This is a genomic window from Pseudoalteromonas sp. C2R02 (assembly GCF_018860845.1).
Taxonomy (GTDB): Bacteria; Pseudomonadota; Gammaproteobacteria; order Enterobacterales; family Alteromonadaceae; genus Pseudoalteromonas.
This window is the reverse complement of sequence record NZ_JAHKQC010000008.1, coordinates 1-15,663: the sequence shown is the minus strand read 5'-3', so window position 1 is coordinate 15,663 and position 15,663 is coordinate 1. Positions and strand designations below refer to the sequence as shown.

Below are 15,663 nucleotides of genomic sequence, written 5' to 3'. Positions count from 1 at the left end.
ATAACCATTACTGCGATAACATGCCTAGAATTGAAAATCCCCAAAGACTCTGAGTAGGAACTTACTTAATACAATTGGTATTAATGTGATTAGAGTCTTTATCGCATACTAAAGTACGTATGGTAATGCTAGTATCCATATTGCCACAAGCACTATGTAACTAAATTAATTTACAGTAGTTTCAGCCTTCATATCACTGAGGACTGGCAATATTTTATGCACTTTATCAAAGGTTTCTTGATATTCAGCATCAGGTGTAGAATCGGCTACAATGCCGCCGCCAGCCCAACAATGAATTTGCTTAGATTCTTTATCACATATTAAAGTACGAATGGTAATGCTGGTATCCATGTTTCCACAGGCACTTATATATCCGATCGACCCACAGTATATAGAACGTCTATGAGGTTCGAGTTCTTCAATAATCTGCATAGCGCGTATTTTAGGGGCACCAGTGATAGAACCGCCAGGGAATGCTGCTTCTAATTGATCTATAGCTGTTTTCCCATCTGCTAATTGTGCTGTAACAGTACTCACTAAGTGGTGAACAGCAGCAAAACTCTCTATTTGAAAGATAGCCGGAACCTTCACGCTGCCAGGGGAGGCGACCTTTCCTAAATCATTACGCAATAAGTCAACTATCATCACATTCTCTGCGCGATCTTTTTCAGAGTTTTCAAGCTTAAGTGCATTATTGTGATCAATAACAGGATCATTACTTCTTGGTAATGTGCCTTTAATAGGCTTAGTTTCAATGAATCTATCTTTGATTTGAATAAAACGCTCAGGAGACACTGACAAAATACTACCTTTAGGGTGATTTATGTAGGCGGAAAAAGGCGCTTTGTTTTCTTCTCTCAGTTTTAAATAAGCCTGCCAAGGTTCACCTTTATACTGGGCACTGAACCTTTGGGCTAAATTGATTTGATAGCAATCACCAGATTTTAGATAATCTTGCACGCAATTAAAGTTTTTAGTGTATTGGCTTTTACTCATATTAGCTTGCCATTGTGAAGCCAATTGAAAACGCTCTACTTGATCAGGTGTGTCTGACAATAAAAGTGATTCATATAAATCAAAGCGATTAAAATCAGGCTGGGATATAAAAAACCACTTGTTAGTTTTGTGATCAAAGATAAGTGCATCAGGATATAGACCGACAGCCATATCTGGTAATGAGATATCATCAATTGAATTATTGTCAATATTTTCTATATATCGCCCTAAATCATATGAAAAATGTCCTAATAAACCGCCACTAAAAGGCAAATCATAAGGCGCCTTTAGGGATGAAAAACTTTGTAAATGTGTTTTAAGTAATTCAAAAGGCGAAGATAGACATAATTTATTATTGACAAAACATTTACCATTACGCGCTTCAATTGTTTTCAGTGGACTGAAAGCAATCACATCAAATCGATTGTTAATGTGCTTAGGATTGGCTGAATCTAAAAAAACGGCCCAAGGCTGTGCACTAAATCGCGAAAAAACTTCACAGCTTGTATCTGAGATGTGTATTTCTCTGCAGATTAATTGTTCTTTATTCATTAACAGTCTTTTACTTTAAATATATAGCGTAAATAAGATGGAGGGGTATTATACTGATAGAAGTAAAAGATGCGAGTTTAGTCTCTTGCGCTTTTGTCATTAATTAATTTCAAAGAGATTTTTCTAAAATTTATTACACCTTGGCCTAAGTTAAGTTAAAATATAGAAAATTGAAAAACAAGCCACCGTCACTGGCCAACAAAGGATACAGTATGACCATTATTCGTCAGCAAGATTTAATCGATAGTATTGAAGACGCTTTACAATATATCTCTTTTTACCACCCTTTAGATTTTGTTCAAGCACTTGAAAAAGCATATCACCGTGAAGAAAGTAAAGCGGCAAAAGATGCGATAGCACAAATTTTGATTAACTCTCGTATGTCAGCTGAAGGTAAACGTCCATTATGTCAAGATACTGGCATAGTAACGTGTTTTGTAAAAGTAGGCATGGATGTTAAATGGGATAAAACTGATTTAACAGTTCAGCAAATGGTTGATGAAGGTACACGTCGCGCATATTTAAATCCTGATAATCCGTTACGTGCATCTATCGTTTCAGATCCTGCTGGCGCACGTAAAAATACAAAAGATAATACACCATCTGTTGTTCATGTAGATTTAGTGGCGGGTTCTGAAGTAGAAGTAATGATCGCTGCTAAAGGTGGCGGTTCAGAAAATAAAACTAAAATGGTTATGCTTAACCCTTCAGATGATGTTGCAGCTTGGGTTGAAAAAACATTACCAACTATGGGCGCAGGTTGGTGTCCACCAGGTATGTTAGGTATAGGCATTGGCGGTACTGCTGAAAAAGCAGCGGTATTGGCAAAAGAGTCATTAATGGATCCGGTTGATATTCATGAGCTTATGGAGCGTGGTGCACAAACAACTGAAGAAGAAATGCGTTTAGATATTTTTGAACGTGCAAATAAACTAGGTATAGGCGCACAAGGCCTTGGTGGTTTAACGACAGTTGTAGATATTAAAATCAAAACAGCACCAACACATGCTGCTTCAAAACCCGTTGTGATGATCCCTAACTGTGCAGCTACGCGTCATGTACATTTCACTTTAGATGGTTCAGGTGCAGCTGATTTAAAAGCACCTAAATTAGAAGATTGGCCTGAAGTGACTTTTGAAGTAGGTGAAGATACGCGCCGTGTTAATTTAGACACATTAACGAAGGAAGATACCCAAGAATGGAAAATGGGTGAAACAGTACTGCTATCAGGTACCATTTTAACAGGTCGTGATGCAGCGCATAAACGTTTACAAGATATGATCAATTCTGGTGAAGGTTTACCTGAAGGCGTAGATTTTGATAATAAATTTATCTATTACGTAGGTCCAGTTGATGCGGTTGGCGATGAAGCTGTAGGTCCTGCTGGTCCTACAACTGCAACACGCATGGATAAATTTACTGACTTAATGCTAGAGAAAACGGGCATTGTTGGCATGATAGGTAAAGCGGAACGTGGTCCTGCAACAGTTGAGTCTATTAAGCAAAACAAATCAGTTTACTTAATGGCTGTAGGCGGCGCCGCTTACTTAGTATCTAAGGCAATCAAAAAAGCACGTGTTGTTGCATTTGAAGACTTAGGTATGGAAGCTATTTATGAGTTTGAAGTTGAAGACATGCCAGTTACAGTGGCTGTAGATAGTGAAGGCTCTAATGCGCATACTCAAGGCCCTGCAATTTGGAAGGCTAAAATTGAAGAGTTAGACTCTAAACTTAAGTCTTAATTTAAGATTTAATATATGAAAAATAAAAGCGCTACGGCGCTTTTATTTTATGCGAAATAAAAAGGGATAAAAATGAAAAAAGTATTCGCTTTATCACTGCTTGCTGGCTCAGTTGTAACTGTTGCTCAGGCACAAGAAACAACAAAAGAAGCATTCACAGTTGAAACGTTAAACTCATTAAATTCTGTTCATAGTATGAGTGTTTCTCCTGATGGTTCTAAGTTAGTTTATGCTTTAAAAACACAATCAGGCAGTGATTTATATTTAAAAGATTTAGCATCTAATACAAAAGATAAAAAGCTAACATCGCATCCTGCAACAGAATCAGATGTCACTTGGACTAATGACAATAACAGTATTTTATTTTTAGCTAATAGAACTGAGTCGACTCAGGTTTGGCAATTAAAATTAAATGGTGGCGAAGCACAAGCTTTGACTGATTTAGCGTTAAGTGTAAATGGCTATAAGCTGTCACCTGATAATAAAAAGTTAGCACTGGCTTTAGAAGTATTCCCAACGTGTCAAACAATTCAATGTTCTGTTGATAAAAAGCATGAACTTGAAAATGTAAAACACACAGCAAAAGTGTATAAACAATTACCTGTACGTCATTGGGACACTTGGAAAACTGAATTTAGAAGCCATATATTTGTTGCAGATATATCAGCTAAAGCAGCAGTTCAAGCATCAGATATAACACCTGACTGGGATACAGATATTCCTGCCAAACCTTTTGCAGGCATGGAAGAGGTGACTTTTACACAAGATAGTTTAAATGTTGTATTTTCAGCTAAAGCGCCAAGTAAAGATCAAGCTTGGACAACAAACTATGATTTATTCAAAGTATCGATTGAAGGTGGCGAAGTTGAAAATTTGACTGCAGAGAATAAAGCATGGGATTCACAACCTGCATTTTCTGCTGATGGACGTTTTATGGTTTATCTCGCCATGAAAAAACAAGGTTTTGAAGCAGATAAATTCTCTTTAATGCTAAAAGATTTAAAAACCTCAGAATTAAAAGAAATCGCGCCTCTTTGGGATCGTAGTGTTTCAAGCTTTACTTTTGCCCCAAATAATCGTGCTGTATATGTTGTAGCACAAGATGTAGGTCAAAAAAGTATTTATGAGATCAGTACTAATTTTGGTGATGTGAGAAAAATATACTCAGATGGTAGTGCTGGAGACTTACATTTAGCGGGCAATAAAATAATATTTAGTCGCCATGCTTTGAATTCGCCAAAAAATATATTCTCAATTAACCGTGATGGTTCTGATTTACATCAGTTAACGGATATTAATAAAGATACATTAGCTAATGTTCAATTTGGTGAGTTTGAACAGTTTAACTTCCCTGGTTGGAATGATGAAAAAGTGCATGGTTATTTTGTTAAACCATGGAACTTTGATGCAGAGAAAGTTCAGCAAGGTGAAAAGTATCCAATCGCATTTTTAGTACACGGTGGCCCTCAGGGATCATTTGGTAATTTATTTAGTTCTCGTTGGAATGCACAATTATGGGCGGCGCAAGGGTATGGCGTTGTGATGATAGACTTCCATGGTTCAACGGGTTACGGACAAGATTTTACTGATTCAATCTCAAGAGATTGGGGTGGTAAACCTTTAGAAGACTTACAAAAAGGTTTTGAGTTCATCACAAAACAACAAACTTGGTTAGATGCTGATAATGCATGTGCATTAGGGGCTTCTTACGGTGGTTATATGATGAATTGGATAGCTGGTAATTGGACAGACGGTTTTAACTGTTTAATCAATCATGCGGGCTTATTTGATATGGATAGCTTTTATCAAAGTACTGAAGAACTTTGGTTTCCAGAGCATGATATGGGCGGCGCATTTTGGGCTGATACCCAAGATTATAAGAAATTCAATCCAGCTTCTTTTACTAAAAACTGGAAAACACCTATGTTAGTGATCCACGGCTTGAAAGATTACCGTGTACCATATGCTCAAGGCTTAGGAGCTTATACAACTTTACAACGTATGGGCATTGAGTCTAAATTGGTTATTTATCCAGATGAAAATCACTGGATCTTAAATAAAGATAATAGAGTTCATTGGTACGGTGAAGTTTTTGACTGGATGAAGAAACATACTCAAAAATAATCATTGAATAATTCAAACATAATAATTCCAAAACCAATCTAAGTTTATTAGGTTGGTTTTTTTGTATAGTTATAACACAGTTATATTTGATATATACAACTGAAATATTTTACACTTGTCGTGCATGAACTTCCTATTTTTTTGTTTTTTCTACTCTTTTTAGTTATTAACTAACCGCGTTATGTCTGGTTTCTTTTAAATTTAACTTAAACTTTTAATAAATATTCACCTTAATCTCATATATATCTTTTATAAGTTTTTAGCCTTAATCTAGATCAAAAAGGCGCATAGTTTTATATGAATTTAAGTGTTAGACTGCGCGCCAAATTTGTACCCCATTTTTTTCATTATTTTGTAAAAGGTTAAAAACCCAATGGTTACTGGCATCATATTGGCTCTGGTCGCAATCGCATTTTTATTAATTGTGATTGAAGATATTATTCATGTTAATAAAGCAAAAACAACATTATTTTTTGGTACTTTATGTTGGATTATTGCATTTATCTCACCTATTAACGGTCAAACCACTGAAACAGTACAGCATCAGTTAGACCATAATATTTTGGAAATAGCGACCTTATGGTTATTTTTAATGTCAGCCATGACATTTGTTGCTTATTTAAACTCAAAGGGTTTTATACAAAACTTGGTACATAGAGTGATGCCAAAGAAAATCACTGAAAGAAAGTTGATGTTTTTAATCGGTTTAGCAGCTTTCTTATTCTCTTCTATATCAGATAATATTACTGCAACACTTATTTCTCTTGCTGTTGTTCTTTCACTCAAGTTAGAAGCTAAAAAACGTATCAAGTACGCAACTTTAATTATCTTTGCCGTAAATTCGGGCGGAGTATCATTGATCACAGGCGATGTAACAACATTAATGATATTCCTAGCTGACAAAGTAACAATAGGGCATTTACTTTTATTAGTCGTGCCATCAGCTTTCAGTGTACTGATTTTAGCGGGGTTACTGTCATTGAACATGAATGGTACTTTAACATTTGAGGCGCAATCACATAGAAGAATAGAAAAAACAGATATTACAATTGCGGTAATATTTTTATCTACTATTACTGCAACTTTGCTTTTAAGTGTAATGTATCAAGTGCCGCCTGTTCTGACTTTCTTATTTGGTTTATCTTTAATGTTTTTAGTTGCACAATTTTTAATGCGTAAGAAAGATGTGAATAAAAAAATCATCGATTATATACGTGAAATTGAATACGATACTTTACTATTTTTTGTAGGTGTTTTATTACTTGTTGGTGCAATGAAAGAAGTTGGGGTATTAAATCAGTTTACGCATTTATATGAAATTTTAGCACCTGAGTATGCAAATTACTTAATGGGAATTTTATCTGCAGCAGTTGATAATGTGCCATTAACCGCGGCATTATTAAAAGCTGATATCGCGATGGATCCAAGACAATGGCTTGCATTTACTTATGCTACAGGTGTGGGCGGTTCTATGCTAATTATTGGTTCAGCAGCCGGTATTATTGCTATGAGCAAAATTAAGGAGCTTACATTCCTAAGTTATTTGAAAATGAGCTTCTATTTATTAATCGCATATACAGTAGGTTACACTGGTGCATATTTAGCCGGATTTTTAATGCCAAACGTTTAATTTAATTTCAGCCAAATTAATTATTGACAGCTAGACGTCTAAAATGTAAATTTCAAGTCCCTACTATTTGGTAGGGTTTTATTTGAAGCATTTTAAGCTTCAAATAACAGAAGAGGAGCGAAAGCCAGGTATATTAGTGTGAGGAGCGGTATCCAGAGATCACTAATGAGGGGGACTTTCGCCGAGAGAAATGATTTCGCCGTGAAATTGTTTTTCGGTTTTTGAGGCTGAATCCTCAAAAATTGTCACCGAGTATTAAAGCTTAAATTTAAGTTTTAATAAGGTGGAGAGCTTCTGGCTGAGACATTTTATAGCCTTAATACTTTTAGTATCTAGATTTTAGTCCTGCCAAGTTCTCCTTATAAGTATTAGGAGATCCCATGAATTCATCTTATGTTGTAGCAAAATTTGGTGGCACAAGTGTTGCCGATTTCGACGCGATGAGCCGTTGCGCTCAAATTATTCAAAACAACTCACAAGTGCGCTTAGTTGCAGTGAGTGCCAGTGCGGGTGTAACCAATCATTTAGTTGCATTATGCCAAAATAATTTAACTCAGATTGAGCGTAATAAACACGTTACACAAGTATGTGACATTCAAAACTCTATATTGAAAAATATCACTTTAGATTCAGATTTAGCGGATGGTTTTAACCAAACGCTTAATTTATTTCAAGAGCTTGCTCAAAATGATAATCCAAGTGAAAAAAACAAAGATGCATTATTAAGCTTTGGTGAAAGGTTATCATCATATTTATTTACTCAAGTTTTACGAGGGTTGGATATCAATGCAGTACGTTTTGACGCAAGAGATGTACTTAAAACTGATAGTCAGCATGGTAAAGCAATACCTAATATTTCAGCAACAAAAGATGCCGCATTAACAGATTTATGTCCTTTACTAGAATCTCAAGTGGTTGTTACACAAGGATTCATAGGTTCAGATAATCAGGGCAATACCACAACTTTGGGGCGTGGCGGTTCTGATTATAGTGCAGCTTTATTTGCTGAGGCAATTGATGCTTCTGCGATACATATTTGGACTGATGTTGTTGGTATTTTCTCTACAGATCCTAGACTGTGTGTTAAAGCAACGCCGATCGCTAAATTGAGTTTTGATGAAGCTGCTGAAATGGCAACTTTTGGTGCTAAAGTACTTCATCCTGCAACTATTTTGCCAGCAAGTCGGGCGGGTATACCTGTATTTGTAGGCTCAAGTCGTGAGCCTAATGAAGGTGGTACTTGGATTGAAAAAGAAAAAACAATACATAGTGGCATTCGTGCTGTTACACAACGTAAAAATCAAATTTTATTAACGTTAAAAAGCCCTGAAATGTTATTGGCGAGCGGTTTTTTAGCAAAAGTATTTACGATTTTAGCGCAATATAATATTTCAGTTGATTTAGTAACGACTTCGGAAATAAGTGTTGCACTTACACTAGATAATGCGCCAAATGCCAGTCGTCCTGAATTAGATCAAGCATGCTTAGACTTACTTTCTGAATTTTGTCATGTGACAGTTGAAAATAACCTAACGCTTATCGCTTTAATTGGTTCTCAAATTCAATTACAGCAACAGGAAGTTAATTTGATGCAAGTATTATCTGATTTTGACATTCGTATGATCTGCCACGGTGCAAGTAAACATAATCTATGTTTTTTAGTTGAGCAATCTCGTTCAGATCATATTGTTCAATCAATCCATAGTAGATTGTTAGAGGCTTAAAGGCATATTTATGGTTTTGAGAACAACATTATTTAATGGCGTGTTATTTATCAAGGTAATATCAAAACCATCATAATGACATGATGCTGTATATAATTGACGTTTTTGGATTTCTTCAAAAACGTTTTTACTTAATAATTGCGATATGGGTAATCGAATCGTTTTGGCAAGTGCCTCTTTTAAAGTCCAAATCCTATAAAAAATAGTATGGGGCTGATTTGCAGTTGAAATAAGCTGCACTTCATTTTCATGATAAAAATGATTAGCTAATTTTATAAATGACCGCTTTTGATTGATATGCTCTAAATCTACGCCAAATGATTGGCTTATCTGACTTAGCGCTACACAAACCATGCCTTTACTATGGGAAATGGAGATAGATATCGGCAAAGGTTTATTATTATAAAGTACTTCTAAACGACTGAGTTGTTGATTGAACTTAGTTTCTATTTGAGTAAATTCACAGTTTATTATAGTGGTTATTAATTTTTTTATAATATAACGGCTAGCTAAGTACTCTTGTTTTGCAGAATACTTTTTTCGTTTATCGATAGTGGAAATTTCAAATTCTGAAAATATTTTTTCATAGGGAAACTTATCAATCTCAACTTGTTGTGATGATAAAATGAATAGGTTTATTCCTGAGCTTAGGATCTTTTTATCTTGTTTATTTTCTATTTTAAGTTCATTTTTAAAAAAGGGACTAAATATCATGGTTCCTGTCTTATGTTACTTGCTATATAGGCCGATAAGCCTGTAAAATTCGATTCTGTTGGCATGCATGATACATAATAATAATAAGAGATAATAATAAAATGGCAGAATTACGTGATGGCTTTCAAAGTCGTTTAGGTTTTGTACTGGCAGCGGCCGGCGCAGCTGTTGGACTTGGCAATATTTGGGGTTTCCCTACTCAAGCTGCAAATCATGGTGGTGGTGCTTTTCTACTGGTATATTTTCTTGTTATTTTTCTGCTTGCCTTACCTGCACTGTATACCGAATTATATTTAGGGCACAGTGCGCAAGCCAACCCAGTCGAGGCCTTAAAACAAGCATGTAAAGAAAACTCAGAAAACATGGGCGCTGCAGCTGGATATATCGGCTTATCAGGTGCAATTGTTATGTTGAGTTTTTATTCAATTGTAGCTGGTTGGATGCTTGCATATAGTTTAGAACCTATAGCAACTTTACTTAACTTTACGCAAGTGAGTGAGTTTCTAAAAGGTGACTCAACGCTACGTAACTTTATTTTCACACCTTTCATGCTGGTATTAAGTGCCAGTATCATTCTAAAAGGAGTGAAGTCGGGTATTGAAACTTGGTCGCGCAGATTAATGCCTTTACTTTTAATATTGCTGGTTTTACTTATTGCTTATATTGCCACGTTAGATGGTGCAATGGCCGGTTTTAGTGCCTATTTAAAGCCTGATTTTAATCAGATCACTGATCCTGAACTTATAATCGCAGCTATGGGCCAAGCGTTTTTCTCGTTATCACTTGGTGTTGGCTGTATGATGATTTATGGTTCATATCTCAAACCTGATGCTAATTTACCTAAACTTACTTTATCGGTTGCCTTATTAGATACCAGCGTGGCGTTTCTTGCTGGCCTATTAATAATCCCTGCGTTATATGTGGCTCAAAGTCATGGTGTAGATGTATTTCAAAATGGAAAACTAATTGGTGAAGGGCAGTTGATCTTTGCTGTTTTACCAGAATTATTCAGCTCTATGGGCCAAGTTGGTTTGTATGTTGGTTTTATCTTTTTTGTTTTAATGTCAATTGCATCTATCACCTCAACAATTTCTTCAACTGAAATCCCAGTAGCCTTTTTAGTTGAAAATAAAAACGTTTCTAGAAAAAAAGCAACATGGTTAGTGACACTTATAATTTTTGTTGCATCTAGCATCATTATTTTAAATTTTGATTGGTTATTTGGTTTAGTGATCCAAGTATTTACCCAGTATCAGCTGCCATTAATGGGACTGTTTTATTTTATAACTGTTGGCTGGTTATGGAAAAGAGGCAATAAGTTATTAGCGGTTTCAAAAGGGCTTCATTATTGGTTTGCACAGTATGTACGCTACGTTTGTCCAATATTAATGACCGCAGTTTTTGCTAATGTAGCATTCAAATAATAAATATTAATTAATGAAATTCTAAAACCGTTTGTCTTTTTAAACAGATAAATGGTTTTTCGTATAAGTGCTTAATAAAAAGGTAAAAAAATGTCAACTAAAGTCGCTTTTATCGGTTTAGGTGTTATGGGATATCCTATGGCTGGCCATTTGAAAAATGCAGGTTTTGACGTAACTGTATTTAACAGAACTGAAACCAAAGCAAAAAAGTGGGTTGAACAATATGGTGGCGCTATGGCATCTACCCCATCTGAAGCTGCGTTTGAAGCGGAGTTTGTTTTTGTATGTGTTGGTAATGATGATGATTTACGTGAAGTAGCACTGGGATCATCAGGCGTGCTTGCGGGTTTGGCCCAAGGGAGTATTTTAGTTGATCATACTACGACATCAGCCGAGGTTGCCAGAGAAGTTGCACAAGCGGCACAAAACAAAGGGATCTCATTTTTAGATGCACCTGTTTCAGGAGGGCAAGCTGGGGCTGAAAATGGTGTTTTAACTGTGATGACAGGTGGTGAACAAGCCATTTTTGATAAAGTGCAACCTGTAATGGACTGCTACTCGAGATTTAGTCAATTATTAGGTCCAATTGGTTCAGGTCAATTAACCAAGATGGTGAATCAAATTTGTATTGCAGGTTTAGTACAGGGATTAGCAGAAGGCCTACACTTTGCACGCAACGCAGGCCTGGATGCTGAGAAAGTGATTGAAACTATTTCAAAAGGAGCCGCTGGGTCTTGGCAAATGGAAAACCGTTACAAAACGATGTGTAAAGGTGAGTATGATTTCGGATTTGCTGTAGATTGGATGAGAAAAGATTTAGGCATAGCATTAAACGAAGCAAGAAGTAATCAATCAAGCTTACCTGTTACTTCATTAGTTGATCAATTCTATAGCGAAGTGCAATCATTAGGTGGCGGTCGCCATGATACATCAAGCTTACTTTCGAGACTCGAACATACGAGAAGAGAAAAATAATTAACATTGATGATATTTAAACCATAAAACAAACTAAAAATCATAATAATCATTCCGTGTATCGTTTGTTTGTTTTAAATCAATAAAAATAAGTTAAATAGTGCTACTTTGCCCCGCATAGATTCAATCTACTGTGGGCATAATTATTGGTGCTATCGCTCGATATTATAATCGCAACATTTGGGGACGCTAAACTACATGAAACATCTTTTAATCACTCTGGTCGCACTTGTCTTTTCAGGTTCAACTTTTGCTTCAGGAGGAGGCGATAGCATAGATTTAACATCACATTGGATAGGGTATACAGCCCTCGCAATCTTTGTACTCTCATATGCTTTAGTTATTCTTGAAGAAAAACTACACTTACGTAAATCAAAGCCAGTTTTATTAGCCGCAGGTCTTATATGGATTCTGATAGCTGCCTTCTATAACTCTCAAGGTATGCCACACTCGGCAGAAGTTGCAATTCGTCATAACTTTCTAGAGTACGCTGAACTTTTCTTTTTCCTATTAGTCGCGATGACTTATATAAATGCAATGCTTGAACGTAATGTATTTGATGCGCTACGTGATGTTTTAATATTAAAAGGTTATAGCTATAGAGCGTTGTTTTGGCTTACAGGTATCCTTGCTTTCTTTATTTCTCCAATTGCAGATAATTTAACAACTGCCCTGATCATGTGTGCTGTTGTACTTGCAGTCGGTAAAGATGAACCTAAATTTGTTGCCATGAGTTGTGTAAATATTGTTGTTGGTGCTAATGCCGGTGGTGCATTTAGTCCGTTTGGCGATATAACAACCTTAATGGTATGGCAAAAAGGGATAGTACAATTCACGGAGTTTTTCGCGTTATTTATTCCATCAATCGTTAACTATGTGATCCCTGCGTTTATAATGCAGTTTTTCCTTCCTAAAGGCAGCCCTAAAACTGGAGCAGGTGACGTGACTCAAATTAAAAATGGCGGCTTAACCATAGTTGGCTTATTTATTTTAACTATCATCACTGCAGTATCATTCCATAACTTCCTACATTTACCACCTGTATTTGGCATGATGTTAGGTTTAGCTTATTTAAAACTGTTTGGTTTCTATATTAAAAAATCTGGTCAAGGTAAATTAAATACATCAGACGTTCCCGCTGGTCGAACAAGAACAGATGATTTTGATATCTTTGATAAAATAGCCAAAGCAGAGTGGGACACCTTATTCTTTTTCTATGGTGTGATTTTAGCAGTTGGTGGTTTAGGTTATATTGGCTACTTAGGTTTAATTTCAGAATTTATGTACGGAGAACTTGGTGCTACCAATGCTAATATTTTGGTTGGTATTCTTTCTGCTATTGTAGATAACATTCCGGTCATGTTTGCGGTATTAACAATGCAACCAGAAATGCCACACTCACAATGGTTACTTGTGACTTTAACTGCAGGTGTTGGCGGTAGTTTACTTTCGATTGGCTCAGCTGCAGGTGTTGCATTAATGGGGCAGGCAAGAGGGTATTATACATTCTTTAGTCATTTAAAATGGACGCCTGTTATTGCACTAGGATATGCAGCAAGTATTTATGCTCATTTATTATTAAATAGTTAAGCAACTATTAACAATTAAAAAAGGCTTCCCTGATTTACCCAGGGAAGCCTTTTTTGTTAAAAATGAAAATAAGCTAAATGATTTTTTTAAATGTTGATAAGTAAAATTCTAATGTAACTTCTATATTCTTTTTTTGCTCTAAAGCGTGCCAGTGCTCAGGTCTAAACTTCCATGCAAAGGGTGTCATCATAACTAAATCTTTTGCTGTAGGAATATCAAGTATTACAGTTGCCGTTAAAATCTCTTCACTAAAACTTTCAAATCCATTTGGGCACGGAACTGGCGTATGTAAATTAACATCTTGGTATATTTGCTGTTTAAGTTCAAAAAGATGTTTAGGTCCAGGGCTAGCAACAATGAGTTTATCTTTACATAAACGCGATAATTCATCATCAAATAATGGTGCAAAAATACTGACTATGGCATCAGCTTGCAAATCATTAAAAGGAGCTTGTGCGATGGAAGCAACACTAAAGTGGCAGTCAGGGTAACGTTTTGCTGCATATTTTACAGCAGGTTTTGAGATATCTATGCCATAAACTTTACTATTGAGTGCTGATTTCTGTAAAGCTTGCGTATAAAATCCTTCACCGCAGCCAAAATCGATGATTGTCTTTTCAGTGCCTAAGTCTTTAACTTTTTGTGCAACTGCACTTTGTAAAAAAGCATAGTGACCTTTAGCTAAAAAATTGCGACGCGCTTGTACCATTTCAAGATTATCGCCAGGATCTTTACTTTTTTTATTTTGAACAGGTAACAGGTTTACATATCCCTCTTTTGCAAAGTCAAAGCTATGATTATTACTACACTTAAGAGTTCGCTCACTTAATGTCAGCGCTAAAGAACAAATAGGACAAATATAATCTAAAGTCATATTATTTGAACTCAGACCAAATTGGTGCGTGATCTGATGGCTTTTCAATACCTCTTAATTCATAATCGATACCTGTATCAATACACTGTTGTGCTAATGAATTAGTCGCCAATACAACATCAATTCTTAAACCTCGATTATCTACAAAACCTTTTGAACGATAATCAAACCAAGAGTAGCGATCAGATACATCTGGATTTTGCTCTCTAAATGTATCTTTGAAGCCCCAATCCATCAATGTTGCTAACCATTGCCTTTCTTCAGGTTGAAATGAACACTTTCCTGTTTTTAACCAACGTTTAGCGTTTGGTTCACCAATACCGATATCTAAGTCTGTAGGAGAGATATTAATATCGCCCATGACAACGATATTTTCATCATTAGTATGGTGTTCATTTAAATAGCCCATCAGATCTTTATAAAATTGTCTTTTATACGGAAACTTAGTTTCATGGCTAATATTATCTCCTTGAGGAAAGTAACCATTTAACACTGTCACTTTTTCACCTGCATTATTTGTGGTGGTTACCATGACCATACGTTTTTGAGCTTCGTCATCATCAGTAGGGAAGCCCATTTGAACTACATCAGCTTCTTTTTTACATAACATAGCAACACCGTAATGCGCTTTTTGACCATGAAAATAAACGTGATAGCCCATAGCTTCAACGTCAGCTACAGGAAAAGCATCATTATGAACCTTTATTTCTTGCAAACCGATAATATCAGGCTGATGTTTGTCTATGATTGCTTGTAATTGATGAAGGCGAGCACGCAAGCCGTTTATATTAAAACTGATGATTTTCATCTTATATTAATTCCGTGAATTCATTATTTAGAAAATTTAAATAAGCAATGAGCTAATTCTTGAATATCGAGTACATATATATAAACAGAATATTAGCATTATATATAGTAGAGGAAATAGAAATTATGATTATATGAAGCAAATACCTTATTGAAAGACATTTATACTAAGTTATGCACAGATTTTTGTGAATATCTTGTATGTAAATTGTAGTTAAAGTAGCTGTGAAGTTTTTAAGTGAAAAAAGATAAAAAAAACACTTGCGCTGAGATAGAATCTCTCTATACTGCGCCTCCACCGACACAGACGGAAAGCAACATTCTTAAAGGGATGTAGCGACATCGACTAGGTTGGTAGAGTTAATTAAAACTAGATTTAAAATTTTGTAAAAACTTTTAAATTAAATCTTGACTCAAAATAATCACGGTGTATTATGCACACCCCAAGCAAAACGGCACTAGCCAAAAAGCTTGAAACGTTCTTTAAAAATTTAAGTAATCATCTGTGTGG

Annotated in this window: 11 protein-coding genes and 1 riboswitch; of the genes, 7 read left to right on the top strand and 4 right to left on the bottom strand. The window is 35.7% G+C overall.

Features of this window, described 5'->3' with window-relative positions; translation table 11 throughout:
* Nucleotides 1-165: 165 nt before the first annotated feature.
* On the bottom strand, nt 166-1,548 hold the full coding sequence (gene pabB, locus KO527_RS00785) for an aminodeoxychorismate synthase component I (RefSeq protein ID WP_216038509.1): 1,383 nt from the start codon (nt 1,546-1,548) through the stop codon (nt 166-168).
* Between the two features lie 212 nt (nt 1,549-1,760).
* On the opposite strand from pabB, the gene KO527_RS00780 reads away from it, so the two are divergent.
* The 4 genes from KO527_RS00780 to lysC all read left to right on the top strand — a co-directional run bounded on the left by KO527_RS00780 (nt 1,761) and on the right by lysC (nt 8,768).
* The gene (locus KO527_RS00780; protein WP_216038508.1) at nt 1,761-3,290 is read left to right on the top strand and encodes a fumarate hydratase; all 1,530 of its coding nucleotides are present in this window, start codon (nt 1,761-1,763) and stop codon (nt 3,288-3,290) included.
* Nucleotides 3,291-3,362: 72 nt separating this feature from the next.
* On the top strand, nt 3,363-5,414 hold the full coding sequence (locus tag KO527_RS00775) for a S9 family peptidase (protein ID WP_216038507.1): 2,052 nt from the start codon (nt 3,363-3,365) through the stop codon (nt 5,412-5,414).
* Between the two features lie 373 nt (nt 5,415-5,787).
* Nucleotides 5,788-7,044, top strand: coding sequence for a sodium:proton antiporter NhaD (gene nhaD / locus KO527_RS00770; protein ID WP_216038506.1), 1,257 nt, complete (start codon nt 5,788-5,790; stop codon nt 7,042-7,044).
* A gap of 102 nt (nt 7,045-7,146) precedes the next feature.
* Nucleotides 7,147-7,346: riboswitch (Lysine riboswitch) on the top strand.
* 78 nt (nt 7,347-7,424) lie between these two features.
* Nucleotides 7,425-8,768: a lysine-sensitive aspartokinase 3 gene (gene lysC / locus KO527_RS00765; protein WP_216038505.1), complete on the top strand. Its 1,344-nt coding sequence runs from the start codon at nt 7,425-7,427 to the stop codon at nt 8,766-8,768.
* Here the strand turns inward: lysC and KO527_RS00760 are convergent.
* Nucleotides 8,757-9,482, bottom strand: a complete 726-nt coding sequence (locus KO527_RS00760) for a 4'-phosphopantetheinyl transferase superfamily protein (protein WP_216038504.1) — start codon at nt 9,480-9,482, stop codon at nt 8,757-8,759. The two genes, lysC and KO527_RS00760, sit on opposite strands and share 12 nt — an antisense overlap.
* Before the next feature lie 101 nt (nt 9,483-9,583).
* Between KO527_RS00760 and KO527_RS00755 the strand changes: the two genes are divergently transcribed.
* From KO527_RS00755 to nhaD (KO527_RS00745), 3 genes are all read left to right on the top strand, one after another.
* Entirely contained in the window at nt 9,584-10,906 is a 1,323-nt protein-coding gene (locus KO527_RS00755; protein ID WP_216038503.1) for a sodium-dependent transporter, read from the top strand.
* Between the two features lie 90 nt (nt 10,907-10,996).
* Nucleotides 10,997-11,881: an NAD(P)-dependent oxidoreductase gene (locus KO527_RS00750; RefSeq protein WP_216038502.1), complete on the top strand. Its 885-nt coding sequence runs from the start codon at nt 10,997-10,999 to the stop codon at nt 11,879-11,881.
* Between the two features lie 198 nt (nt 11,882-12,079).
* Nucleotides 12,080-13,471, top strand: coding sequence for a sodium:proton antiporter NhaD (nhaD, locus tag KO527_RS00745; protein ID WP_216038501.1), 1,392 nt, complete (start codon nt 12,080-12,082; stop codon nt 13,469-13,471).
* Nucleotides 13,472-13,544: 73 nt separating this feature from the next.
* On the opposite strand, the gene rlmA is transcribed toward nhaD (KO527_RS00745), so the two are convergent.
* A complete protein-coding gene (gene rlmA, locus KO527_RS00740; protein ID WP_216038500.1) occupies nt 13,545-14,345 on the bottom strand; it encodes a 23S rRNA (guanine(745)-N(1))-methyltransferase in 801 nt (266 codons plus the stop codon).
* Between the two features lies 1 nt (nt 14,346).
* Nucleotides 14,347-15,153 (bottom strand): exodeoxyribonuclease III, encoded by an 807-nt coding sequence (gene xthA, locus KO527_RS00735; protein ID WP_216038499.1) that lies wholly within the window; start codon nt 15,151-15,153, stop codon nt 14,347-14,349.
* Nucleotides 15,154-15,663 lie beyond the last annotated feature (510 nt).